22 protein-coding genes are annotated in these 24,695 nt (G+C 60.6%); 21 read left to right on the forward strand and 1 reads right to left on the reverse strand.

The features are described 5' to 3' along the window. Positions 1-13: 13 nt before the first annotated feature. From nosZ to AS026_RS06075, 6 genes are read left to right on the forward strand one after another with little or no spacing between them, the layout of a single operon-like run. Positions 14-1,924 (forward strand): TAT-dependent nitrous-oxide reductase, encoded by a 1,911-nt coding sequence (nosZ, locus tag AS026_RS06050; RefSeq protein WP_062368975.1) that lies wholly within the window; start codon positions 14-16, stop codon positions 1,922-1,924. Next, the gene (locus AS026_RS06055) at positions 1,921-3,297 is read left to right on the forward strand and encodes a nitrous oxide reductase family maturation protein NosD (protein ID WP_062368976.1); all 1,377 of its coding nucleotides are present in this window, start codon (positions 1,921-1,923) and stop codon (positions 3,295-3,297) included. Before nosZ ends, AS026_RS06055 begins: the two co-directional genes overlap by 4 nt. After that, positions 3,294-4,211 (forward strand): ABC transporter ATP-binding protein, encoded by a 918-nt coding sequence (locus AS026_RS06060; protein WP_062368977.1) that lies wholly within the window; start codon positions 3,294-3,296, stop codon positions 4,209-4,211. The genes AS026_RS06055 and AS026_RS06060 overlap by 4 nt, the downstream gene beginning before the upstream one ends. Then, the gene (locus AS026_RS06065) at positions 4,208-5,035 is read left to right on the forward strand and encodes an ABC transporter permease subunit (RefSeq protein WP_062368978.1); all 828 of its coding nucleotides are present in this window, start codon (positions 4,208-4,210) and stop codon (positions 5,033-5,035) included. Before AS026_RS06060 ends, AS026_RS06065 begins: the two co-directional genes overlap by 4 nt. Further along, positions 5,032-5,568 carry a nitrous oxide reductase accessory protein NosL gene (locus AS026_RS06070; RefSeq protein ID WP_082728456.1) on the forward strand — a complete coding sequence of 179 codons (537 nt, stop codon included), beginning with the start codon at positions 5,032-5,034 and terminating at the stop codon, positions 5,566-5,568. Before AS026_RS06065 ends, AS026_RS06070 begins: the two co-directional genes overlap by 4 nt. Beyond that, positions 5,561-6,553 carry an FAD:protein FMN transferase gene (locus AS026_RS06075; protein WP_062368979.1) on the forward strand — a complete coding sequence of 331 codons (993 nt, stop codon included), beginning with the start codon at positions 5,561-5,563 and terminating at the stop codon, positions 6,551-6,553. Before AS026_RS06070 ends, AS026_RS06075 begins: the two co-directional genes overlap by 8 nt. A 159-nt stretch (positions 6,554-6,712) precedes the next feature. On the opposite strand, the gene AS026_RS06080 is transcribed toward AS026_RS06075, so the two are convergent. Further along, the gene (locus tag AS026_RS06080; RefSeq protein WP_062368980.1) at positions 6,713-8,296 is read right to left on the reverse strand and encodes a Na+/H+ antiporter; all 1,584 of its coding nucleotides are present in this window, start codon (positions 8,294-8,296) and stop codon (positions 6,713-6,715) included. Between the two features lie 334 nt (positions 8,297-8,630). On the opposite strand from AS026_RS06080, the gene AS026_RS06085 reads away from it, so the two are divergent. The 15 genes from AS026_RS06085 (at position 8,631) to AS026_RS06155 (ending at position 24,600) form a co-directional block, all read left to right on the forward strand. Continuing rightward, positions 8,631-10,214, forward strand: a complete 1,584-nt coding sequence (locus AS026_RS06085; protein ID WP_062368981.1) for an ABC transporter substrate-binding protein — start codon at positions 8,631-8,633, stop codon at positions 10,212-10,214. Beyond that, the gene (locus AS026_RS06090; protein ID WP_100248125.1) at positions 10,215-11,297 is read left to right on the forward strand and encodes an ABC transporter permease subunit; all 1,083 of its coding nucleotides are present in this window, start codon (positions 10,215-10,217) and stop codon (positions 11,295-11,297) included. It abuts the gene before it with no gap. Next, the gene (locus tag AS026_RS06095) at positions 11,294-12,151 is read left to right on the forward strand and encodes an ABC transporter permease (RefSeq protein ID WP_062368983.1); all 858 of its coding nucleotides are present in this window, start codon (positions 11,294-11,296) and stop codon (positions 12,149-12,151) included. The genes AS026_RS06090 and AS026_RS06095 overlap by 4 nt, the downstream gene beginning before the upstream one ends. Beyond that, complete coding sequence (locus AS026_RS06100; RefSeq protein ID WP_062368984.1) at positions 12,144-12,968, forward strand: ATP-binding cassette domain-containing protein; 825 nt, start codon at positions 12,144-12,146, stop codon at positions 12,966-12,968. The genes AS026_RS06095 and AS026_RS06100 overlap by 8 nt, the downstream gene beginning before the upstream one ends. Then, positions 12,965-13,657 (forward strand): ABC transporter ATP-binding protein, encoded by a 693-nt coding sequence (locus tag AS026_RS06105; RefSeq protein WP_062368985.1) that lies wholly within the window; start codon positions 12,965-12,967, stop codon positions 13,655-13,657. Before AS026_RS06100 ends, AS026_RS06105 begins: the two co-directional genes overlap by 4 nt. A gap of 203 nt (positions 13,658-13,860) precedes the next feature. Then, a complete protein-coding gene (locus AS026_RS06110) occupies positions 13,861-14,646 on the forward strand; it encodes a phosphate/phosphite/phosphonate ABC transporter substrate-binding protein (protein ID WP_062369104.1) in 786 nt (261 codons plus the stop codon). Between the two features lie 196 nt (positions 14,647-14,842). Beyond that, positions 14,843-15,490 (forward strand): hypothetical protein, encoded by a 648-nt coding sequence (locus AS026_RS06115; RefSeq protein WP_062368986.1) that lies wholly within the window; start codon positions 14,843-14,845, stop codon positions 15,488-15,490. Positions 15,491-15,756: 266 nt separating this feature from the next. After that, on the forward strand, positions 15,757-15,972 hold the full coding sequence (locus tag AS026_RS06120) for a hypothetical protein (RefSeq protein WP_245307369.1): 216 nt from the start codon (positions 15,757-15,759) through the stop codon (positions 15,970-15,972). Between the two features lie 290 nt (positions 15,973-16,262). Continuing rightward, positions 16,263-17,291 carry a substrate-binding domain-containing protein gene (locus tag AS026_RS06125; RefSeq protein WP_062368988.1) on the forward strand — a complete coding sequence of 343 codons (1,029 nt, stop codon included), beginning with the start codon at positions 16,263-16,265 and terminating at the stop codon, positions 17,289-17,291. 187 nt (positions 17,292-17,478) lie between these two features. Next, the gene (locus AS026_RS06130) at positions 17,479-19,002 is read left to right on the forward strand and encodes a sugar ABC transporter ATP-binding protein (protein ID WP_062369105.1); all 1,524 of its coding nucleotides are present in this window, start codon (positions 17,479-17,481) and stop codon (positions 19,000-19,002) included. Positions 19,003-19,018: 16 nt separating this feature from the next. Continuing rightward, positions 19,019-20,008 (forward strand): ABC transporter permease, encoded by a 990-nt coding sequence (locus AS026_RS06135; protein ID WP_018855992.1) that lies wholly within the window; start codon positions 19,019-19,021, stop codon positions 20,006-20,008. A 1-nt stretch (position 20,009) separates the two neighbouring features. Continuing rightward, positions 20,010-21,017 carry a sugar-binding transcriptional regulator gene (locus AS026_RS06140; protein ID WP_062368989.1) on the forward strand — a complete coding sequence of 336 codons (1,008 nt, stop codon included), beginning with the start codon at positions 20,010-20,012 and terminating at the stop codon, positions 21,015-21,017. Continuing rightward, on the forward strand, positions 21,014-22,009 hold the full coding sequence (locus AS026_RS06145; protein ID WP_062368990.1) for an aldo/keto reductase: 996 nt from the start codon (positions 21,014-21,016) through the stop codon (positions 22,007-22,009). The genes AS026_RS06140 and AS026_RS06145 overlap by 4 nt, the downstream gene beginning before the upstream one ends. Before the next feature lie 12 nt (positions 22,010-22,021). Next, positions 22,022-23,785 carry a glycerol-3-phosphate dehydrogenase/oxidase gene (locus AS026_RS06150; protein ID WP_062368991.1) on the forward strand — a complete coding sequence of 588 codons (1,764 nt, stop codon included), beginning with the start codon at positions 22,022-22,024 and terminating at the stop codon, positions 23,783-23,785. Then, a complete protein-coding gene (locus AS026_RS06155; RefSeq protein WP_062368992.1) occupies positions 23,758-24,600 on the forward strand; it encodes a class I fructose-bisphosphate aldolase in 843 nt (280 codons plus the stop codon). The genes AS026_RS06150 and AS026_RS06155 overlap by 28 nt, the downstream gene beginning before the upstream one ends. Positions 24,601-24,695 lie beyond the last annotated feature (95 nt).

Raw genomic sequence — 24,695 nt, forward strand, 5'->3', positions numbered from 1 at the left:
CAAGGAGACGCAAATGACAACTGAAGAAAAGCATCCATTGTTCAACAGACGGCAACTTTTGGGGACGACTGCATTCGCGGCGGCAGCCGGCGCGGCCGGCGTCGGTGGCGCTCTGACTCTTTCCGGAGCCACGGCTACGGCGGCGCGCGCGGAAGGCTTGAACCATGAGGTCAAGCCTGGCGAACTCGACGAATACTACGTGTTCGTGTCCGGAGGGCAATCGGGCGAAATCAGAGTGGTTGGTCTCCCATCCATGAGAGAACTCATGCGTATCCCGGTTTACAACCGCTGCAGCGCGACCGGCTGGGGTCTTACCAACGAAAGCCGCAAGGTACTCACGGACGGTCTGCTTCCTCAAACGCGCGAATTCTTGTCCACTCGCGGCGGCGTCTACCACAACGGCGATCTGCACCATCCGCATCCCTCCTTTACCGACGGGACCTACGATGGGCGCTACCTGTTTGCCAATGACAAGGCAAACACGCGCGTCTGCAGAATCCGTCTGGACGTCATGAAGTGCGACAAGATCATCGAACTTCCGAACCAGCACACGGTCCACGGACTTCGTGTGCAGAAGTACCCCAAGACCGGATATGTGTTCTGCAACGGCGAAGATCGCGTTCCGATCCCGAACGACGGCAAGATTCTCGACGATAGCAAGCAGTACCACGCTGTCTTCACGGCCGTCGACGGCGAAACGATGAAGGTTGCCTGGCAGCTCATCGTCGATGGCAATCTCGACAACGTCGATGCCGACTATCAGGGGAAGTACTGCTTTGCGACCTGCTACAACTCCGAAGAAGGCGTCAATCTTCCGGAGACGATGGCAAAGGACCAGGACTGGGTCGTTGTCTTCAATCTCAAGAGGATCGAAGATGCCGTCGCGCGGGGCGACTTCAAGGAGATCGGCGGCGTTCCCGTTCTCGACGGCCGCCACGGCTCCGCCTACACGCGATACATCCCGGTCTCGAACAGCCCGCATGGCATGAACACGGCTCCGGACGGAATACATGTCGTCGCCAACGGAAAGCTGTCTCCTACCGTCACCGTATTCGACGTTCGCAAGTTCGATGACCTGTTCGAAGACAAGATTCAACCACGCGACACGGTCGTCGCCGAGCCTCAGCTTGGCCTCGGGCCGCTCCATACGGCCTTTGACGGGCGCGGCAATGCCTACACCACCCTGTTCATCGACAGCCAGATCTGCAAGTGGAACATTGAAGACGCTATCCGCGCCTTTAAGGGCGAGAAGGTCGACCCGATCCGTCAGAAACTCGACGTTCAATATCAGCCGGGTCACAACCACACATCAATGGGCCAGACCAAAGACGCGGACGGAAAGTGGCTCATTTCGCTGAACAAGTTCTCGAAGGATCGCTATCTTAACGTCGGCCCCCTGAAGCCGGAGAATGATCAGTTGATCGACATTTCCGGCGACAAGATGGTTCTCGTTCACGACAATCCCACCTTCGCCGAACCACACGACGCGACCATCGTTCATTCGTCGAAGATCAATCCCGTAAGTGTCTGGAAAAGGGACGACGTCTTCTTCGCCGATGCTGTCGCTCAGGCCAAGAAGGACAACATCGACCTCCTGTCGGACTCCCAGGTTATCCGGGATGGAAACAAGGTGCGGGTCTATATGACGTCGGCGGCCCCGGCGTTTGGCCTTGAATCATTCAATGTCAAGCAGGGCGACGAGGTGACCGTCTACGTTACCAACATCGATGACGTGGAGGATCTTACTCACGGCTTCTCGATCGTAAACTACGGTATCCAGATGGAGGTCGCGCCGCAGGCGACCGCGTCGGTGACCTTCACCGCCGATAAGCCAGGCGTCTATTGGTACTATTGCTCGTGGTTCTGCCATGCGATGCATATGGAGATGCAGGGTCGCATGCTCGTTGAACCAAAGGCAGCATGATGCCGCCCCTTGGCAAAATAGCACTCCTCGGAATGGCGGTCGCAACGACCGCCATTCCGGCCCATGTTCGCGCCGCAGAATTCCAGCTTGCGGCGGCGGATGCCGCAACCGTTCAACGCGTCCTTGATGCCGCCGCAGATGGCGACATCGTACGGCTGTCCCCTGGCCGGTATGCCGGACCGTTGACTGTCAGCAGGCAGATCGTGCTTGAAGGCCAGTCTGGCGCCGCCGTCGTGGGCAATGGCAAGGGAAGCGTGATCACGATCACGGCGCCAGGAGCTATTGTGCGAGGTCTTGAGATTGAAGGATCCGGTTCTGATCTGTCTGCGCTCGATTCCGGGGTGTTTGTAAGCCAAAGCGCTGACCATGCTGTGGTCGAAGACAACACGATCAAGGGAAACCTGAACGGTGTCTATTTGCACGGTGCCGCCGGTTCCGTCGCCCAACGCAACCGGATCATCGGAATGGCGTCGGGTCGGATGAGCGAGGCCGGCAGCGGCGTCTCACTGTGGAACGCCCCGGGAGCAATGATCGTGGACAATGACATTAGTTTCGGCAAGGACGGCATCTCGACGAACGCGAGCAAACGCAATGTCTTCAAGGGAAACCGTTTCCGCGACCTGCGGTTCGCCATCCACTACATGTACACCAACGACAGCGAAATCAGCGACAACGTCTCAGTGGGCAACCTGGTCGGCTATGCCATCATGTTTTCGAACCACCTGAAGATCACCGGAAATGTTTCCGATGGCGACCGGGATCACGGCTTGCTCCTCAACTTTGCCAACGGCTCGACCATAAGGCAAAACAGGGTCACCGGCCGCCTCCAGCCATCAGATCGATGGCTGTTGGGTGGAACAAGGGCTGACGCCAGCGACATGCCTGGCATCGAGACGCGACTTGCCGAAGGGCAGGGGACGCAGCTCGGACCGGAGAAGTGCGTGTTTCTTTACAACGCAAACCGGAATGTCCTTGAAGACAACGTGTTTGAGAACTGTGCGATCGGCATACATTTTACAGCCGGCTCCGAAGGAAACGCCATTGCCGGCAATGCGTTCGTAAGCAATCGGAACCAGGTAAAGTACGTCGGGTCGCGTTACCTTGATTGGTCGAAGAATGGTCGAGGTAACTACTGGAGTGACAATCCCGCGTTCGATCTCGATGGCGACGGGATAGCAGACAGTCCCTATCGCCCCAATGACATCATCGACACTGTTCTTTGGACAGCCCCGCAAGCCAAGGTTTTGACCACAAGTCCCGCGGTTCAGATCATCCGATGGGCGCAGTCGCAATTCCCTTCGCTCCTGCCGGGCGGCGTGATTGACAGCAAGCCCCTGATGAGGCCGCCCGTACCCTTGGAGAATGCACGATGACGGCGACAATTTCTCTCGAACACGTTTCGAAATTTTATGGCGATACCGCCGCGATCAACGATGTTTCGTTTTCCCTTGGCGAGGGAGAGCTGGTTGCACTTGTCGGTCACAATGGAGCCGGCAAGACGACGTTGATCAAAGCGATCCTGGGGCTTCTTCGACCGACCGACGGAAAGGTGCGCGTCCTTGGCGAGGACCCGGTTTCCGGGAACCTGATCGTGCGCAGGGAGGTCGGATATCTCCCCGAGAGTGTCACTTTCCATCTGGCGCTCACTGGACGTGAGGTTCTGTCGTTCTATGCGAAGCTGAAGCGCGTGCCGGCGGATCGATGGCGAAATCTCTTCGATCAGGTCGGCCTGGCGCAGAACGCTGCCGACAGGACGATAAGGACCTATTCGAAGGGAATGCGCCAACGATTGGGCCTGGCACAGGCACTTCTCGGAGAGCCACGCCTTCTCCTCCTGGACGAACCCACCAGTGGATTGGATCCAGCACTACGACGCAGTTTCTACGATCTCATCCTCGACTTCCAGAAAAAGGGAACGACCGTACTTCTCTCCTCCCACGCCCTCAGCGAGCTTGAGGAACGGGCCGAACGCGTCGTTATCATCAACGGCGGCAACAAGATCGCCGACGGAACGCTTGACGAACTCCGACAGATTGCCTGCCTGCCGACCCAGATCCGGTTCAAGCCGAGCAGCGAGTCCGCTGCTCACTCGTGGTTTGACGGGCCGGTGCGATGGACCGAGCGCAAGGATAAATTTCTGGAAGCCAGTGTCGACCATAGCGAGAAGATCGCGGTTCTGTCGGCTGTAACATCCGATCCGGCTGCACTGACCAGCATGACTGTCATCGAGCCGACACTCGATGACGTCTATGCGCATTTCCTCCAACGACAGGGAAGAAAGCCGTGAACAATATCCTGATCATTGCCCGAAAGGAGATCCAGGAAGGGTTGAGAAACCGCTGGGTCATTGCGGTGACCTTGCTACTTGCGTCGCTGGCGCTGACGCTTTCGTTTCTGGGCAGTGCGCCGACCGGCAATGTCGGCGCGGGCCGCTTGGATATCGTCATCGTCAGTCTTGCCAGTCTCACGATCTTTCTTGTTCCCCTCATTGCCTTGCTGCTTTCGCACGATGCGATCGTTGGAGAACTGGAGCGTGGAACACTTCTCCTGCTTCTGAGCTATCCGGTAGCGCGTAGCCAGATTGTGTTCGGAAAATTCCTGGCGCACATACTCATACTCTCGTTCGCCACTCTATTGGGCTACGGCGCGGCGGGTCTGGCGCTCGTTGTCGCCGGTACGCCGACCACTGCGGACAGTTGGACGGCGTTCGGCGCCATGATTGGATCCTCGATCCTGCTTGGATCGGTCTTCACCGCTATCGGATATCTCGTTAGCGCGACTGTCAGCCAGAGGAGCACGGCCGGGGGCATCGCCTTGGGAGTATGGCTGTTTTTCGTCATCATCTACGACATGGGTTTGCTGGGTGCGATCGTGTCGACGAAGGGCGTTGGATTTTCGCCGGGGCTGCTAAGCATACTTCTGATGGCCAATCCGACCGATGCCTACCGTCTCCTCAACCTGGGATCGGAAACGGCCGGCTCTGTCTCAGCACTTTCCGGTATCGCAGCGAGTTCGAAGCTGTCTCCGACCGTGCTGATGGCATCCTTGGCCTTATGGGTTGCCGTCCCTCTATCGTTGGCCATGCTTCGTTTTTCCAGGAGAGAACTTTGAACCGCTCGTTCGCAATATCAGTCGTCCTTATGGCATCTCTGTTAAGCGCTTGCGAGAAGGCCGAGACCATCGTGCCTCCTCCGTTGGAGCTTACCTCCGATGCCGTGGATCATTTCTGCGGCATGAACGTGCTGGAGCATGCGGGGCCAAAGGGACAGGTTATCCTAAAGAATGGCGGAAAGCCGGTCTGGTTCAGTTCGTCGCGTGATGCCGTTGCATTTACCCGGCTTCCGGAAGAACCAAAGGACATCGCTGCAATCTACGTATCGGACATGAGCCACGCTACCAGTTGGGAAGCGCCGGGAAGTCAAAACTGGGTTGAAGCCGATCGCGCATTCTTCGTTGTGGGAAGCAAGGTTCACGGCGGGATGGGCGCACCGGAAACCGTTCCTTTCTCGGTTCGGGCAGACGCCGAAGAGTTTGCCAAAAAGAACGGCGGCAGAGTTTCGATCCTCGGGGAGATCAAGGATCAGGATGTTCTCGGAACGTCTACCAGCGCACCCGCGAGCACGGAGATTGAATCCAATGGTTAGGGCCGTAACCAGACGACGTGCCATAGGAATTCTCGCAGCCGCAGCCGGACTTCCGCTGCTTTACTCCAGCTTTCCCGCGAAAGCCAATGCGCCGGTCGTCGTCTGGACCGGTCAAGCACTCGGAGCACGGGCCAAGCTGGTCCTTCATCACGGCAATATGGCGAAGGCTCGGCGGTTAATAGATGAGATCGTTCTTGAAGTTGCTCGGCTAGAAGGAATCTTCAGTCTCTATCGGGACGATTCGATCCTCGCGGAACTCAATCGGGTAGGTGGGGTTGCCGTGTCTTCGCCAGAGATGGTCTCCTTGCTCGACCAGTGTCTGCGGGTCTGGAAAAGGACCGGCGGGTTGTTCGATCCTACCGTGCAGCCGGTATGGGAGGTGTATCGCGATCACTTTGCATCGGGGCATGGAGATGAATTCGGGCCCAGCCAGACCAAGCTGGACAGGGCTCTCGGCAAGGTCGGCTTCGAAGCCGTAAGGTATGGCCCGGACCGCATCGCCTTCGCCGAGCGGGGAATGGCGATGACCCTGAATGGCGTTGCCCAGGGGTTCATTACCGATCGAGTAGCCTATATGTTACGGAACGAAGGCTTCGACAGTTGTCTTGTGAACATGGGTGAGGAACGGGCGGTCGGCGCACAATCGGATGGAACGCCATGGCATGTCGGGTTGGCCACAACCGAAGACAGCCTGGATCCCGATGCGGTGCTGTCCATCGTAAATCGGGCGGTCGCCACGTCCAGCCCGACTGGCTTCGTCTTCGACGAAGACGGCAAGTTCGGGCACATCCTCCACCCGAAAACGGGTAGCGCGCCGATGGCCTATCGGAGAGTAACCGTTATCGCTGATGACGCGACCACGGCAGATGCGTTGTCGACAGCATTTAACCTCATGGACGTTAATTCAATAAGGTCCGTATTGGAGGACTGGCCCGGAGCCTCTGCCGACCTGGTCGAACGAACTGGCGCCAGACACCGGATCTAGGCGCTAGATTCATGGCGTGTCGCCGTTCTTCCAGCCCTGGCATTGGTCAAACCTGGTCGAGTAGCCTGAGAACGTCGCCGAACGTCATGTGGGACAACCGTTTGCTGCAGGAGAATGTCCTTCAAGGCGCAGCGAGATTTAGGTCACGATCCGCGACAGCTAGGATTTGGCGGAAAGCGCGCTCAATTCTTCGAGATCGAGGTCTCGTTCGAGTTCGTGCAGCGTTTCGTCGTCGATATCACCGGCGCGGTGAAGACGGATCAGTTCACGGCGTCCGGTGGCGATCGCCGCCAGAACGACATCGAAATGGGCATGGAGCAGAACGTCGTGGTGTTCCGTTTTCTGGATATAGTCGACGATCATCTTGGCCCTGAGTTGATAGCGCTCCAGCAGACGAGGATGGATGAGGTTGCCTTCCGTGTCATAGGCCCTGTCCTTTATGGTCGCCAATTGCGCCTGAGCCATGGCGGCTTCGGCCTGGCTCAGGTTGAGGCGCGCCTTTTCTGACTCCGGCTCGATCAGCTTTGCCCATTCGATCAGGCGCCCCAGCGTCGTGCCCTGGACCAGTACGGTCCCGACAATGACGGCGAACGACGTCACCAAAATGAAATCGCGGCCGGGAAAGCCTTCGGGCACGCTCAGCGCCAGGGCAAGTGTAACCACACCGCGAACGCCCGCCCAGCTCAGAACGACTGAAGCACGCAGGCCAAGCGGCGTGTATCGCTTAAGGCCCAGGACCTTGCAGAATTCGACCACAAGGTTTGATCCAAACACCCAAGCGAAGCGCGCAAGCGTAAGTGCGACCAGGACCGCGAGCATCGGCAATCCCATGGTGGCGATCACGACGCCGAAGCCACCGCCACGTTCGACCACGCCCCGCAAGGATGACCCGATCAGCATGAAAACCGAGGCTTCCATCAGAAAGATCATCACAGTCCAGAACGACGTGCCGCGCATGCGCGCCGAGGCCGAAAAGACGGTATGTTGATACCAGCCCGCGATCAGGCCCGTCGTCACGGTGGCGATGACGCCGGAAACATGGATCATTTCGCCGAGCATATAGGACATCCAGGCGAGCAGGGCCGTGGCCGCTATGATCAGGTATTCGTCGTTCAGGCGGCGGACAAACACCACCCACACCGTCCCGATGGCTATCCCGACGGCGGCGCCGCCGAGCGCCAGCAGGAAGAAACTTCCCATCGCCTCGGCCGTGCTGAAGGCACCCGTGACGCCGGCGGCGATGGCGAACCGGAACAGCACCAAACCGCTCGCATCATTGAGCAGGCTCTCGCCCTCGAGCAGGATTTGAAGGCGGCGGGGCAGCTTGACCCGTTGCAGCACGGCGCGAGCGGAGATCGCATCGGGTGGTGACACGATCGCCCCGAGAACCGCGCAGGCCGCCCATGGCAACGAAGGAAAGAGGAAGTGGACCGCCACTGCCACGACGGCGCAGGTGAAAAATACCGCACCGACGGCAAGCGAAGCAATGCCGATCATGTGGCGGCGCAGCCGGCCGAGAGCGATGAACCAGGCACCGTCCATCAACAGTGGTGGCAGAAAGATGACGAGTACCAGATCGGGATCAATGGCAATGGCTGGCAGACCCGGCAGAAAGGTAAGCAGTGCACCTCCGGCGAGCAGCGCTACGGAGGGCGGCAAGCCAAACCGGCGAGCAGCGTAATGCAACGCGATGATCGCCAAGAACATCACGATCACCAGCTCGAACATGTGAGTTGGGTCCATTAAGCGCTGCCTGATTTTCCACCCGATGGTCAATTACAATGCGCGTTTGCTCGAAATGCAATCGCCCGGGCATGTCTGTTTCATCCTGCACGCCAAGGCTCCACTGGATTCTGCATTGCCACGGGAGGAACCGTGAAGCATATGGATCCGGCAAATGGGCGCGCGCCGAGCTAGCCGCGCTGCCAGTGGTGCCTGACGGAAAGATTTTCCATCGAGGAACAGATAAATGGAACGATCCGCACTCGTGGCCCGCGAGCGCCCAGCTATTTTGCGGCCAATAGGCGGCTACCAAGCGCGGTTGCCGCGTTAGGCACTAGTTTGTGGAGATATGCATATGAATTTTATTGCTCGCCGTGCGAAATTGCTTGGCACCGTTTTTACCCTTGGGTTGTTGATCGGTGCGCCGGTCCATGCCGAAACGCCGCAGAACGTTCTGGTCGTTGCCCAGTCGATTGATGACGCCGTTAGCTTCGACCCGGCTGAGGGCTTCGAGCTCACCACCGTCCAGTCCTTCAACAATCTCTACCAGCGCCTCGTTCAGTCAAATCGTGATGACGGCACCAAGATCGATCCGGCGCTTGCCGCCTCCTGGGACGCCGGCAGCGACGGCAAGAGCCTGACCTTTGCGCTCGCCGACGCGAAGTTCGCCTCCGGTAACCCGGTGCGGCCGGAGGACGTGATCTTCTCGCTGACGCGCGCCGTCAAGCTCAACAAGTCGCCGGCCTTCATCCTGAACGAGCTCGGCTGGAAGGCCGATAATGTCGATGCTGCCGTCACCAAGGTTGATGACAAGCATGTGAAGCTCACCTGGACGGCCGATGTCGGCTCAGGCTTCGCGCTGTCGCTACTGACGGCGCCGATCGCCTCGATCGTCGACGAGCAGACCGTTGCCGCAAACGCAAAGGACAACGATTTCGGCAATGCATGGCTGAAGACCAATTCGGCTGGCAGCGGTGCCTACGCGATCGGCACCTACACGCCCCACGAGGCGCTGGTGCTCCAGGCCAATGCCAATTCGAACGACAAGCCGAAGCTCGAGAGTGTCATCATCCGCAACGTGCCGGACGTCGGCGCCCGCCGCCTGCTCGTTGAGCAGGGCGATGCCGATATCGCCCGGGGCCTCTCTGCCGACCAGATTGAAGCGCTGAAGGATAAGAGCGGCATTAAGGTCCTCTCTGTTGCCTCTGCCCGCACCGACTACATCCTCTTGAACAGCAAGGCGAACGAGACGCTCGGCAATCCGGCGTTCTGGGAGGGTGCGCGTTACCTCGTGGACTATGACGGCATTGCCAAAAACCTGCTGCGTGGCCAGAGCACCGTCCATCAGTCGTTCCTGCCGGTAGGCTTCCCCGGTGCACTGACGGATACCCCCTTCAAGCTCGATGTCGACAAGGCGAAGAAGATTCTGGCGGATGCCGGTATCAAGACGCCCTTCAAGATCGAATTCATCGTCTTCAACGACCAGCCGTTCCTTTCGATCGCGCAGTCGCTGCAGTCGACCTTCGCGCAGGCCGGCATCACGCTGGACATCCAGCCGGGTGTTGCAAGCGACATCTATGCCCGTGGACGCGCCGGCAAATACGAGATGACCCTGCGTTATTGGATCCCGGACTATTTCGACGCTCACTCGAACGCCAGTGCCTTCGCCATCAACAAGGACAATTCAGCCAACACGGTTGCCAAGCAGGCCGGCTGGGTGATCCCCGAACTGACCGACGCGACGCTTGCTGCCGTCAAGGAACAGGACCCCGCCAAGCGCGCGGCGCTCTATCAGGATCTGCAAAGGAAGATCCAGGCAAGCTCGCCCTACATCTTTACGCTTCAAGGCAACGACCAGGTCGTGCTAAGCGACAAGGTGAAGAACTATGCCCAAGGTCTGAACGCAGACCAGGTTTATTACGACAAGGTAGAAAAATAAGTGCCGCAGGCGGCAACATCCCCTAATGCCGACATGAGCAACTCCCGCCAGCACAGAAGCTGGCGGGAGTTGTCTTTCGTCTTGCCCCTTGTCAAGTGGCTGTGGTCCTTTGCACTGACGCTCTTTGGGCTGGCAATCGTGACCTTTGCCATGACGCGGCTTTCCCCGATCGATCCGGCGCTGCAACTCGTTGGCGACCATGCCAGCCAGTCGACCTATGAACAGGCGCGGCTCGAACTCGGGCTCGACCAGCCGCTGCCGCTGCAGTTCCTGCGCTATGTCGAGACGGCGCTTTCTGGCAATCTCGGCCAGTCAATCTCGACCGGTCAGCCGGTCGCGCATGATATCGCCCGTACGTTTCCGGCGACGATAGAGCTTGCCACGACGGCAATCGTCCTTGGCGCGACGATCGGCCTGGCGCTCGGCATCATCGCGGCAATGCGGCAGGGGACATGGATCGACGGTGTTTGCCGCCTTGTATCTCTGTTTGGCTATTCGGTGCCGATCTTCTGGCTCGGCCTCTTGCTGCTGTTGCTCTTCTATGCCCGGCTGCATTGGGCGCCCGGGCCGGGCAGGGCGGATGTCGTGTTCCAGTACACCGTCAAGCCTGTCACCGGCTTCGCGCTGATCGACACCTGGCGTTCCGGCAAGCCTGGTGCCTTTCGCGATGCGCTGGCCCATCTGGCATTGCCGGCGACCGTGCTTGCCATTCATGCTCTTGCGGCAATCTCGCGGTTGACGAGGGCGTCGATCATTACCGAGCTCGGCCAGGAGTATGTAACCACCGCACGAGCAAAAGGAGCCCGCCTGGGGCGGATTGTCTTCGTCCATATTCTGCCGAACATCTCCGGGACGCTGCTGACTGTGATTGCCCTTTCCTATGCAAGCCTACTTGAGGGAGCCGTCCTGACCGAAACTGTCTTTGCGTGGCCGGGGATCGGACGTTACCTGACGACGGCGATGTTTGCGGGCGACATGCCTGCGATCCTGGGAGCCACGCTTGTCGTCGGTGCCTCCTTTGTGCTTCTCAACGCGCTAACCGATCTCGCCGTGGCTCGGCTGGAAGTGGAAAGAAAGCGATGAGCGCCATCGAACAAGCGCGGATCGGCGGGATGTCCTTTGGTTGGCGGATGCTTCGGTCCCCTTCGGCGGCGTCGGGCGGTGGCATCGTGATTTTCATCCTCGCGATTGCGCTGCTTGCGCCGTTTGTCGCGCCCTACGATCCGAATCTGCAGGAAACGGCCAATCGCCTCATGGCCCCGAGTGCTGCCCACTGGCTCGGCACCGATGGCTTCGGACGCGACATCCTCTCACGCTTGATCTACGGGGCACGGCCGACCCTGCTCCTGGTGCTCATTGTGGCATTGCTGATGGCACCGCTCGGTATTGCCGTTGGTATGCTCGCGGGCTTTTTCGGCGGCGCGACGGAGCGTATCCTGATGCGTATCACCGACATCGTCATGTCCTTCCCGCGATTGCTGTTGTCGTTCGCCTTTGTTGCGATCCTGGGGCCCGGGCTTATCAACGGTGCCCTGGCGCTCGCCTTGACGAGTTGGCCGGCCTACGCCCGTCAGGCGCGCGTCGAGACCGGAGCGCTCAGGCAGAGCGACTTTCTCGCGGCAGCCGAAATGGTCGGCATCAGGGGGGCCAGGCTGCTCTGGGGACATGTCCTTCCGCTGGTGTTGCCATCGGCCGTCATTCGGCTGGCGCTCGATCTTTCAGGCATCATCCTTGCTGCCGCCGGCCTTGGCTTCCTTGGCCTTGGAGTACGACCGCCGACGGCGGAGTGGGGTTCAATGGTCGCCGAGGGCACGCAGGTGATCTTCGATCAATGGTGGGTCGCCGCCGCGCCCGGGCTCGCCATCCTTGTTGCCTCGCTCGGCTTCAACTTGCTGGCCGATGGCCTGCGCGACATTCTGGATCCGCGCCATGCTTGAACCGCTTCTGTCTGCCGAGGAACTTTCGATCTCCTTTCCCTCCGATGCAGGCCTGGTTTCCGTTGTCGACCGGATCTCCTTTTCAGTCGGACACGAGATCCTGGCGCTCGTTGGAGAATCCGGCTCTGGCAAGTCAATGACGGGACGAGCCATCATGGGTCTCCTGCCGCGCGGCGCAGTGATGCGTGCCAGACGCCTGGTCTTTGACAGCAAGGACCTCACCACGCGTTCGAGCGCTGACTGGAACGCACTGCGCGGGACAGGCCTGGGTCTGATTTTGCAGGATCCGAGATATTCCCTCAATCCGGCGCACCGGGTTGGTCGGCAGGTTGAAGAGGCGCTACTTCTGCACACGAAGCTTTCGGCGGTCGAGCGACGCGAGCGGGCACTGGACATGCTGGAGAAAGTCGGACTGCCGGATCCAAAGCGCATCTACGCGAGCTATCCGGCGGCACTCTCCGGCGGCATGGGACAGCGGGTGATGATCGCAGCAATGCTGATCAATCGGCCGAAGCTGCTCATTGCCGACGAGCCGACTTCGGCTCTCGACCGTGACCTGCAGGACCAGATGCTGACGCTCTTGCGTTCGTTGACGGAGGAGTTCGGCATGGGCCTGCTGCTGATCAGTCACGACCTGCAGCAGGTGTCTCGCTACGCAGACCGTGTGCTCGTCATGCGGCAGGGACGTATCGAGGAAGAAATGACATCCGCCGACCTCTCCCATGCCGGATCGCCCTACACCCGCGCGCTCTGGGCGGCGCGACCGTCGGCGGCCACCTATGGCACGCGGTTGCCGGTTTACGAGGACGAGCAGTGAGCGCGCTGGCGGTAAAGGATCTTTCTGTCACCTTTCAGGGCTTCACGGCCGTACGCGGCGTCTCCTTCGACGTTGCCGCTGGTGAAACCTTCGGTCTCATCGGACCTTCAGGATGCGGCAAGACGAGCGTGCTGCGCGCAATCGCCGGGTTGAACACGAATTGGCAGGGCGACATTTCGGTCTTCAGTCAGCCCCTGGCGGCGGGACGCAGGATCACCGGGATGTTGCGCGAGGAGATCCAGATGGTGTTCCAGGATCCGTACTCGTCGCTGCATCCTCGCCATCACATCGCGCGCATCTTGGGCGAACCGCTGTCAATCCGCGGCATACCAGACGTTACCGAACGCGTGCGTGTTGCGCTCGACCAGGTCGGGCTACCGGCGGCGGTTGCGCAGCGCTACCCGCACCAGATTTCCGGTGGACAGCGGCAGCGCGTGGCCATAGCCCGAGCGCTGCTGCTCAAACCCAAATTGCTGCTGCTCGACGAGCCAACCTCGGCACTCGACGTTTCAGTACAGGCGGGGATCCTCAATCTCTTGAACGACCTCAAGACCTCACAGGGTATCACTTTCATTCTGGTCAGCCACGACCCCGGCGTCGTCGCCCATATGTGCGACCGCGCCGCTATGATGAAAAAGGGCCTGATCGAGGACATAGTTGATCGTTCGGGCTTGTCTGTCGACAGCTGACAACGGCCGCGCTTCAGACTTCGAAGCGAACATGCTTCGCGAGGCCGGCAGCTTTATACGACACTCGCATCGACCGAGACATCGATTTAATAGTGATCATCCTCCCACCGCGATAACATCCAATGCCGCTACAGCAATCAGATCAGAAGCTCCTTGCAACGAAGGAATTCACCGGTTCCGTTGGGCTGATTGCCGCATTGCCGATGTACGATTGGCCGGAGGTGCGAACGGAGACCGATGCGCAGTGGGAGCAGCTTCGGGACGAATTGCGTTGCCGCGGCATCGACGCCCCGGAACGACTGGCCCGCACGCGCAGAGACCTTCCTTCCATCCCCGGAACTCTCCGGGATGCTGGCGGAAAGGTCATAGCCTCCGATCCGGCAAATTTGCAGGCCAGCGAGCTCGATCTAAACTCGCTCTGGTTACATCCTGAACTCCTCCTCGCACAGGCATGCTGGGGTCCCATGGAGCGTGGCCTGGCCGATCACATTCAAATAGTCGGCCAACCCGGCTACGACGGTATCGAAGGAGGAGAGGGGCCTCGCTATTCGAGTGCGATAATAATGCGTGGCGGGGAAGCGAACGCGATGCCGTCCCCGCTTGACGGCAGTGCCGCTATTCCACTCGACCTGCTGCGCGGTCGCCGATTTTCCTACAATGACGTCGACTCGATGTCCGGCATTCTGGCCTTGGCGTCAGACCTTAAAGGCATGGGCGAGACGCTCGACATCTTCTCGCATCGGAAACAGAGCGGCAGCCACCGCCGGTCGATCAAGGCGGTCGCTGAAGGCGCAGCAGACCTTGCCGCAATTGACTGCAAGACCTTTGCCCTGGCACGGCACTTCGAGCCGGCAGCGAGAGACGTCACGGTCGTGGGGTGGACGGCACGTCGCAAAGGCTTGCCGTTCATCACCTCGAGACATACGCCAATCGACGTCGTCACCCAACTGCGGCAGGCGCTCATGGGGCTCGGGTGGTGTCTCTCCTAGGCGCTCGGCGCTGACTGGGATCACTGCGCTTTTAAGCCGGCTTCTCGGCTTCCGCTCCGTCAAATTGACACAGCACGGGATAAAAGGGACCCTAGTGAAAGCGATTCGGTTCGCTGCCACCTTGTATGCGGCGATCAGCGTTGCCCCAGCCCTTGTTTCTCGTTTGGTGTTTCAAGACTCTCAAAGGAGAAGTGCCGTGATCCCATCCGGTCTCTTTTACGACCTCGTTGATTCCCAAATTGCGTTCAAGATCGTGCAGAGGAATTTCAACAGTCCCAACTTCATCTTCAGCGTACCTCGCGTAAAGGACGGGCAGCTCCGCCTGACGATGCTCGGAAGTCAGCCCCTTGTCGCGTCCGCAGATGCCATACTGGCCCGCCTTAACGCTCTTCTCTGCGAACACCCTGTCCGCCAGCCGAACGCCCATGCCTTCAGGCCGGCCACCAGCAATGCGAAGATCGTTGGCTATTCGATCTTTCCCGAGGCCGAGAAAGGCAAGCAGCACGGGTTGCCGGAAGAGATGTCCGTCGAATGCCGCATCATGCCGGCCGACCGTTCAAGCCCGGGGCGGGAAATCTCGATGGTGAGCGTGATTGTCGATGGAAAACATAGCCTTCATCTGATGGAGACGGTCGGCAAGGATAATCTTCAGGAGATCAGTCGGCTTTCCCCGCATGCGCTGCCCATGGAAATCCATGGGGGACTGGCGGCGAATGGCTACTATCAAGAGAGCTTCGTGACCTTATACGGTGAGGAGGCCCTCGAAGAGGCAAAGGTGAGGTTGAGAGAGGCCTGCAACCGAGCGGTTTCCGCCGGTACCGACGCCCGACACGCACATCACTGATATCGCTTCTCCGTTGTGAGATTTCGGTCGGCCTGATCGTCAAATGTGCGGGTCCGTGTTCGCCTGATGACGTTGACTTGTTAGCGCCAACGGACACCGTTTCTATCTGCCGCAGGCGGGACACCGACCCGCGAATGGTTAGGTAGCAAATGCCACAAGGTTGGTGTCCGAAGTGAAAAGCAGCCCACGCCTACCAGACCAAGGACGGTACCGACTTCTTCGCCCGCGCCGAGCGCTCGTCCGACGGCATCCACCACCGCTTCTCGGTGAAGTACCTGGATTGGTACATGGCGATGGTCGCCTGGAAGGAGGACACCCGCTACATGGGTCTGCGCTGGCAACTCGCCGACGTGCGGCGTACGGTCACCCACCGCACGCCGTCTGATCACCTCTGCGGATACTGGCAAGGTGCGGCAGACCGTATCGAAGATCAGGTGTGGACTGAGGACACGACGGACGAGAAGCAGCGCTACCTGCGGTGACCGATCTGGGCTTCGTCATTTCTCCGAAGTGTACTGTCAGTTTCACCGGGACGCTATTAACGGTTTCACCGGATTTCTATTGACACTTTCCCCCGCATTCTATTGACACTTTCCCCGCATCGTATTGCGTGAAATATATTTCATTGCGTGAATTATATTGACACGCATTTGATCTTCGCCTTTATTGCTCTCATCGGACTTCGAGGAGGAAGTTCGATTTCAACGCGATCAGCGGCGTCAACGTGACGCCCTCAGGCTTTTGGGAGGGGCTTCGGCCTCGAGGAGGAATCTTGCGCAAATTTATCAGCTCGACCGCCATGGTGGTCCTTGCAGCAACGCTTTTTGCGGGCACGGCATCCGCGGAAACGGACAGTCCGTTCCGCTGCAAGCCGGGTGAAAAATACGTCATGAACGTCATGGTCTCGGGTGTGGAATACTGGTTCCCGGTCTACGAGATGTTCAAGCAGGCCGGTCAGCAGCTCGGCTGCGAAACCGCATATACCGGTACACCGGAATATGACGTCAACAAGCAGATCGCCACCTTCGATCAGGCGCTGGCCCAGAACCCGGCCGGCATCCTTGTCCATCCGATGAACTCCGATCCGTTCATCGAGCCGATCAACCGCGCCACCGAGCAGGGTACGGCCGTCGTCACCTTTGCCGCCGACTCGCCGCTTTCCAAGCGCGTCTCGTTCATCACTTCGGACAACACCCGCGAAGGTATCTATGCTGCCGACGCAATCGCCGAGAAGCTGGGCGGCAAGGGCGAATATGCGGTTCTGGAAAATCCGGGCCAGGACAATCATGACAAGCGCATCGCCGCCTTCATCGGCCGTATGGAGGAAAAGTGGCCCGACATGAAGCTGGTCGGTCGCGCCGCTTCTAACCAGGACCCGACCAAGGCCTATCAGGGGCTTTCCAGCATCATCCAGGCCAATCCGAATCTCGGCGCGGTCTTCATGCCGGAAGCGAACTCCGCTATCGGCGCCTCACAGGCGTCCAAGGAAAATGGCGGCAAGGTTCTTGTCATGTGCGCCGACGTCAACGCCAACATTCTCGACATGATCAAGGCCGGTGAAGTCTTCGGCTCGATCAACCCGAACCAGGGCATGCAGGGCTACATGGGCTTCATGCTGTTGTGGCTTGCCAAGCATCCGGAGCTGATCGACCCGATGAACGACGCCAAGCGATCGGGCTTCAACCCGATGAGCATCCCAGTGGTCGACAATGGTCTTTCGATCGTCACTGCCGAGAATGCCGACGACTTTTATTGGGACAAGTACCTGAAGCGCCGCGGCACGAAGGGTATCGAGGAGTAAGTGCATCGGCCCTTGTCACCTTCGGAAAGAAGGTGCGCCTGGAGGGCCAAATGAGGGGGATGGTTGGGCCAGAACTTGCCGCACTACCCCCTCAACGCCTTGTAACCTCGGCTTTTTCCGTGCTGGGCAGAAGACAGATTATCGCAGCCGTCTCGATCGGGGACCGGTCATGAACAAGGAAATGACGATGGCGGAGCCGGTGCTCACCATTCATGGCATAAGCAAGCATTTCGGGGCGATCCGGGCGTTGACGGATGTCAACTTCACGCTCGAGCGCGGCGAGGTCCATGCGCTCTGCGGCGAAAATGGCGCCGGCAAATCAACGTTGATGAACATCATCGCTGGCGTGCTGCAGCCGACCGAAGGCGAAATCCGTGTCGATGGAAAACCCGTCCGCATCGCTTCACCGGCTGCCGCGCAGGCGCTCGGAATTGGTCTGGTGCATCAGGAAATCGCCCTCTGCCCTGATGCCACGGTGGCCGAGAACATGTTCATGGCCGCGACCAACCGCAGGCGTGCCCCTTTCATGAATTACCGCACTTTGGAGCGCGATGCCCAAAAGGTGATGAACCGGCTCGCCGCCATCGACGTCCGCCAGAAGGTCGCGGATCTGCCGATTTCCAGTCAGCAGCTTGTCGAGATCGCCAAGGCGCTGACGCTCGACTGCCGCGTGCTCATCCTTGACGAGCCGACCGCAGCGCTTACCGAAACCGAGGCGCAGCAGCTCTTCGCCATCATCCGCGACCTCAAGGCGAACGGCATCTCGATCATCTATATCAGCCACCGCATGGCCGAGATCTTCAGCCTCTGCGACCGCGTGACCGTTTTTCGTGACGGTCGGTATGTCTGCACCGACAAGATCGACGATGTCACGGCTGATGATGTGGTGCGCCGCATGGTTGGCCGCGAGATCACCCAGCTCTATCCGGAAAAGCTCGGGGCCGAAGTCGCCTCTAGCGAAACCATCCTCGAAGTGGATGGCCTCGGTGATGGTGCTCGATTCCATGACATCAGCTTCGATCTGCGCCGGGGTGAAATCCTCGGCATCGGTGGCCTGATCGGCTCCGGCCGCACGGAGATCGCCGAAGGCATTTGCGGGCTACGCCATGCCGACGGCGAAGTCCGCCTGCATGGCAGGCCGCAGGCAATCCGCGCCTATGCGGATGCGGTCAAGGCGGGCATCGTCTATCTGTCGGAAGATCGCAAGGGCTCCGGGGTGTTCCTGGAGATGTCGATCGCCCAGAATATCTCGGTGCTGAACTTGAAGGCACTCACCAACCATGCCGGCCTGCTCAACGGTCGCGCCGAGGCGGCGCTGGCGGAGGATTTGGCGCGGCGGCTTGCGGTGCGCATGGGCGGCGTCGAGGCGCCGGTCAAATCGCTGTCCGGCGGCAACCAGCAAAAAGTGGCGATTGCCAAGCAGCTTGCCGTCAAACCCAAGGTGATCCTGATGGACGAGCCGACACGCGGCATCGATGTCGGCGCGAAGACCGAAATCCATCGGCTGCTGCGCGATCTCGCGCGCTCGGGCATCGGCATCGTCGTCATTTCATCGGAAATGCCGGAACTGCTCGGGCTCTGCGACCGCGTTCTGGTCGTGCGCGAAGGGCGCATTGCCGGCGAAGTGGGCGCGGACGATATGACGGAAGAAACGGTGATCCGCCTTGCATCGGGGGTCAGTGCGGCAAGGACGGCTGATCATGCCGCATAAGGAGAAAGAGACGGAAATGGCAATCGACACGATAGCGGCGGATATCCCGAAAACGGGGCACTTCAAACGCATCGGCAGCATGCGCGAAGCGGGACTGATCGCGATCATCCTGGCGCTTTGCCTCGCCATGAGCTTCGCCTCGCCACACTTCCTAACGCTCGGCAATTTCCGCGCCATGCTGATGAGCTTTTCGGTGGAAGGCATCGTTGTCGTCGGCATGACAATCCTGCTCATCGTCGGTGGCATCGATCTCGCCGTCGGCTCGGTCGTCTGCTTCGCCATGGTGCTCTCCGGCTCGCTGTTTCTTGCCGGGCTCGATCCATGGACGGCCTCACTGATCGGCATTCTTGCCAGCGGCGTCATCGGCGCGATCATGGGTTTCTTCGTGACCGTGGTGGGGCTCAACCATTTCATCACCTCGCTCGCCGGCATGGTGATCGTGCGCGGGCTGTGCCTCATCATCACCAAGGGCACGCCGCTCTCGCTCTTTACCCTGCCGGCAGGCTTCAAGGCGGTTGGACAGGGCACCTTCCACGGCATTCCCTACGTCATCCTGATCTTCGTCGCCGTCGTCGTCCTGTTCGATTTCCTGCTGCGCCGGGCCACCGCCTTCCGCAAGGTGTTCTATACCGGCAGCAACGAGAAGGCGGCGCTCTATTCCGGCATCAGGACCAACCAGGTGAAGTTCTGGGTGACGGTTCTCTGCTCGACCCTCGCGGGTGTCGCAGGGGTGATCTACATGTCCCGCTTCGGGGCGGCGACCCCGACCTTCGGCGTGGGCATGGAACTCAACATCATCGCGGCGGCGGTCATCGGCGGTGCCTCGCTCAACGGTGGCTCCGGCACGATCTTCGGCGCCATCCTCGGCATCGCGCTGCTCTCGGTCGTCACGTCGTCGTTGATCCTGCTCGACGTCTCCGTCTATTGGCAAGACATGATCAAAGGCTGCATTCTGCTCGCCGCCGTTTCCATCGACCATTTCCTGCACAAGCGGAAGGCCGCCTGACATGCCAATCGCCAAACTGAAACAAAAGACGACAGCGCCGCGCGAGGAAATCGTCATCGCGCGCCAGATGCACCAGGCGCTCGTGCTGCATTTTCTCGAAGGCCTGACGCAGGCACAGATCGCCGACCAGCTCGGCATCTCGCATGCCACCGTCAACCGGCTGATCAAGCGCGGCCGCCAGCTCGGCCTCGTCGAGATCAAGATCAAATCGCCGGTCGAGCCGCTGGTGGATATGGAAGAACGCTTACTGGCGCTCGGTGGCATCAGCCGTGCCGTGGTGGTGCCGACCGTATCCGACAATCCGCAGACGGCGCTGCAGGCTGTGGGCGAGGCGGCGGCCCGCCTGCTGATCGAGGAGATCGCCGATGGCGACACCATCTGCATCACCGGGGGCAAGGGTGTCGGCGCCGTCGTCGCCGGCCTGCAGCCCGCTCGTCGCTTCGATGTCGAGGTGATCCCCGCGACCGGCTGCGTGCAGGGCAAGCACTATACCGACGTCAACCACGTCGCTACCCTGATGGCGGATCGGCTCGGCGGACGCTCCTACCAGATCCACGCGCCGCTCTTTGCCGATGATGCCGAGCAGCGGGGCATGCTGATCAACATGCGCGCCGTCGCCGATGTCTTCCAGCGGGCGCGGGAAGCCAAGGTCGCCGTCGTCGGCATCGGCTCGATCCTGAGCTCGGATTCGACCTATTACGACCTGCACCCCTCTTCCAGCGAGGACCGAAAGGCCATCGAACATTCCGGCGCAAGGGCGGAATTGCTCGCCCATCTGCTCGATGGCGAAGGCCGGGTCTGCGACTACAGTCTCAACGGCGCACTGGTTTCGCTGACGCTTGAGGAGTTCGCGGCGATCCCGACCAAGATCGGCGTGGCAAGCGGCCTCAACAAGGCCGGCTCCATCCTGAGCGTGCTGCGCGGCAACCATCTCGATACGCTCGTCACCGACGAGGCGACCGGGGCGCGTATCCTTGAAATAGCATCCGGGGAAGGGTTTTCGGCATGAGCGGCGAACAGTTGATCCGCGAGATCGGGCGCTCCGGCGTCGCGGCCTCGGCCGTAGGGCTGGGTACCTGGGCGATCGGCGGCTGGATGTGGGGCGGCACCGACGAGGCGCAATCCATCGCCGCCATCCAGGCCTCGCTTGATGCCGGCGTGACCCTCATCGACACGGCGCCGGCTTACGGCCTCGGCCGCTCGGAGGAGATCGTCGGCAAGGCCATCGCCGGCCGCCGCGACAAGGCCGTCATCGCCACCAAATGCGGCCTTGTCTGGCATACGCAGAACGGCAAGCATTTTTTCGATCAGGATGGCAAACCGGTTCACCGCTATCTCGGTCGCGACTCGATCATCCATGAGGTCGAGCAAAGCCTGCGCCGGCTCGGCACGGATTACATCGACCTCTACATCACCCACTGGCAGGACGTAACGACACCGATCGAGGAGACGGTGCGGGCGCTTGAAGAGTTGAAGGCGGCCGGCAAGATCCGTGCCATCGGCGCCAGCAATGTCGATCGGCCTGAGCTTCGGCAATACATTCAAACCGGATCACTCGATGCGATCCAGGAGCGGTTCAGCATGATCGATCGCAGGATCGAGGCGGACCTGCTGCCGCTCACTGTTCAAAACGGCGTGTCGACGCTCAGCTATTCCTCGCTGGCACTCGGCCTGCTCTCCGGCACCATCGGACCAGATCGCATTTTCTCGGGTGACGACCAACGCAAGGACAATCCGCGCTTTTCCGTCGCCAACCGGCAGAAGGCGAAGGATTTCTCGGAGGCGATCCGACCCGTCGCCGAGCGGCATGGCGCGAGCGTCGCCCAGGTGGTGGTTGCCTGGACGCTGGCGCAGCCGGGCGTGACCTTTGCCCTCTGTGGTGCGCGCAACCCGGCACAGGCACTCGACAATGCAAGGGCCGGCACGCTCCGGCTTTCGGCTGACGATCTCAAGGCCATCGACGCGGCGCTGGCGGCGAAACTGGCCCACATGGACGGATAACAGGCTCTCAACATGAACCGTGAAGAGACATGGAACGGGTTTCGCAAAAGCCCGAAGGTGGATGTGTGCGTCCTAGGCGGCGGCATCAATGGGCTCAGCGTCTTCCGCGAGCTGGCGCTGCAGGGCGTGAACGTGCTGCTGGTCGAGAAGGGCGACTATTGCTCCGGCGCGAGTGCCGCGCTGTCGCGCATGGTGCATGGCGGCCTGCGTTATCTCGAAAACGGCGAGTTCGACCTCGTGCGGGAATCGCTGGTCGAGCGCGACCGGCTGCTGCGCAACGCGCCGCATTACGTTGCACCGCTGCCGACCACAGTACCTATCTTCGACATTTTCTCCGGCCTCGGCAACGGCATCGTGCGGTTTCTCGGCCTCACCCGCCGCCCGAGCCGCCGCGGTGCCATCGTCATCAAGGCGGGCCTTGCCATCTATGATTTCCTGACCCGTAAACGGGCGCTGATGCCAAAACACCAGTTTCGCGGCCGCCGCGGCACGCTTGCCAAATGGCCGGCGCTCAACCCGGCAATCCGCAGCGCCGCGACCTATTACGATGCCTGGGTAAGCCATCCGGAACGCATCGGCATCGAGCTTCTGCGCGACGGGCTTTCGGCTGGTCCGAACGCGCAGGCCCTCAACTATGCGACGCTCGAACAGGCCCCCGCCGGCCACTTTCTACTGCACGATGCCATTTCCGGCCAATCGCTGCCGATCAGGCCCGCGCTGATCGTCAACGCCACCGGCGGCTGGATCGACATCGCCAATGGCTCGCTCTTCCCCGAGGATGCCCGTCCCGCGCCGTTGATGGGCGGCACCAAGGGCTCGCACCTGATCATCGATCATCCGGGCCTGCGCGACCTGCTCGATGGCCACATGATCTATTACGAGAACGAGGACGGTCGCATCTGCATCCTCTTTCCCTATCTCGGCAAGGTGCTGGTCGGCTCCACCGATATCCGTGTCGATGATCCGGGCACAGTGCGCTGCGAGGATGACGAGCGCGATTACATCCTGCAATCGCTGGCCTTCGTGCTGCCGGGCATCGTCATCCGCCCGGAAGAGATCGTCTTCCAGTTCGCGGGCGTTCGGCCGCTGCCAGCCAGCAACGACAGCTTCACCGGCCGCATCCCGCGCGACCATTTCTGCACGGTCGTCGAGGGCCGTGATCTTGGCCCGCCGGTGCTCTGCATGATCGGCGGCAAGTGGACCACCTTCCGGTCCTTCGGCGAACTCGCCGCCGACATGGCGCTCGACCGGCTCGGCCGCAAGCGCCGCATCGATACCGCCGATCGCACCTTCGGCGGCGGGCGCAGCTTTCCCAAGGATCGGAGCGACTGGCTTCGGCAGCTTTCCGGCGCGACCGGCCTTAAGGAGGATCGCATCGCCACCCTCTTCACGCGCTATGGTACCGACGCTGCCGAAATCGCCCGCTTCCTCGTCGCGGCGGATCATGCCCTGCCTCCTGATCACGACCTGCCGCATGCCGCCTACAGCGCCCGCGAGCTCATCCATCTCATCCGCTCGGAAGCGGTGGAGCATCTGGACGATCTTCTTTTGCGCCGCACGACGCTCGCCATCACCGGCGAACTCTCGCTCGACATGGCCGATGCCGCCCTCGCCATTCTCACAGCCGAAAAAGGCTGGCCGCCGCAGCGCGCTGCCGAGGAGCGAACCCATTTTCTGACCCTCCTGAACGACCGTCACGGTATTTCGGAGCAAACCCTTTCCGCAAGGAACGAACAAAGGAGTGAACAATGCGAGACGTCAGCAAGGTCCGGATGAACCGGCTGTTCGGCAACGGCCGTTGCCTCGATGTGGCGATCGATCATGGCGTCTGCAACGAGCCGTCCTTCCTTGACGGCCTGGCGAACATGCCGGCCGTCGTGAAGGCGCTGGTGGAAGCCAGGCCCGACGCGATCCAGATGAATTACGGCCAGGCCGACCTGCTGCAGGACCTGCCCGGCAAGGACAAACCAGCGCTCGTCATGCGTCTCGACATGGGCAACCCCTACAACCGCATCCGCCATCGCGATATGTGGGCCGTGTTGCAAAACGAGGCCGAGCCGCTGATCGGCGCGCTGCAGATGGATGCGGCCTGCGTCGTCGTCAATCTGTTCATGCTGCCGGACGAGCCCGGTCTCTTCCGCCAGTGCGTCCAGAATATTTCGCGCGTGCGTGCCGATTGCGAGAAATACGGCATGCCGCTGATGATCGAGCCGCTGGTGATGCAGCCTGTGACGGAGCGCGGCGGTTACATGGTCGATGGCGATGCCGACAAGATCGTGACGCTGACGCGGCTTGCCCGCGAAATGGGCGCCGATATCGTCAAGGCCGATCCCACGACCAACCCGGAGGATTTTCATCGCGTCATCGAGGCGGCGCGTTGCCCGGTTCTGGTCCGCGGCGGCGGCAAGGAGGATCTGTCCGCGGTCTTCGCGAAGTCCGCGGCCTTGATGCGGCAGGGTGCGGTGGGCATGGTCTACGGGCGAAACATCTATCAGCACGCCAATCCAGGCGCCGTCGTGCGCGGTCTGATGGCGATCATCCGCGAGAATGCAAGCGGCGAAGAGGCGTTTGCAGTTTATCAGCAGGGGTGAGGTTGGTGGTTACCCCTTGTTCCCAGCGGCGAGAAGTGCCGAGCGTGTGCGAGGCGATGAGGGCGTGCTGCGGCAAATCCTGAGCATGCAGCGAG

The organism is Rhizobium altiplani (assembly GCF_001542405.1).
Classification (GTDB): domain Bacteria; phylum Pseudomonadota; class Alphaproteobacteria; order Rhizobiales; family Rhizobiaceae; genus Rhizobium; species Rhizobium altiplani.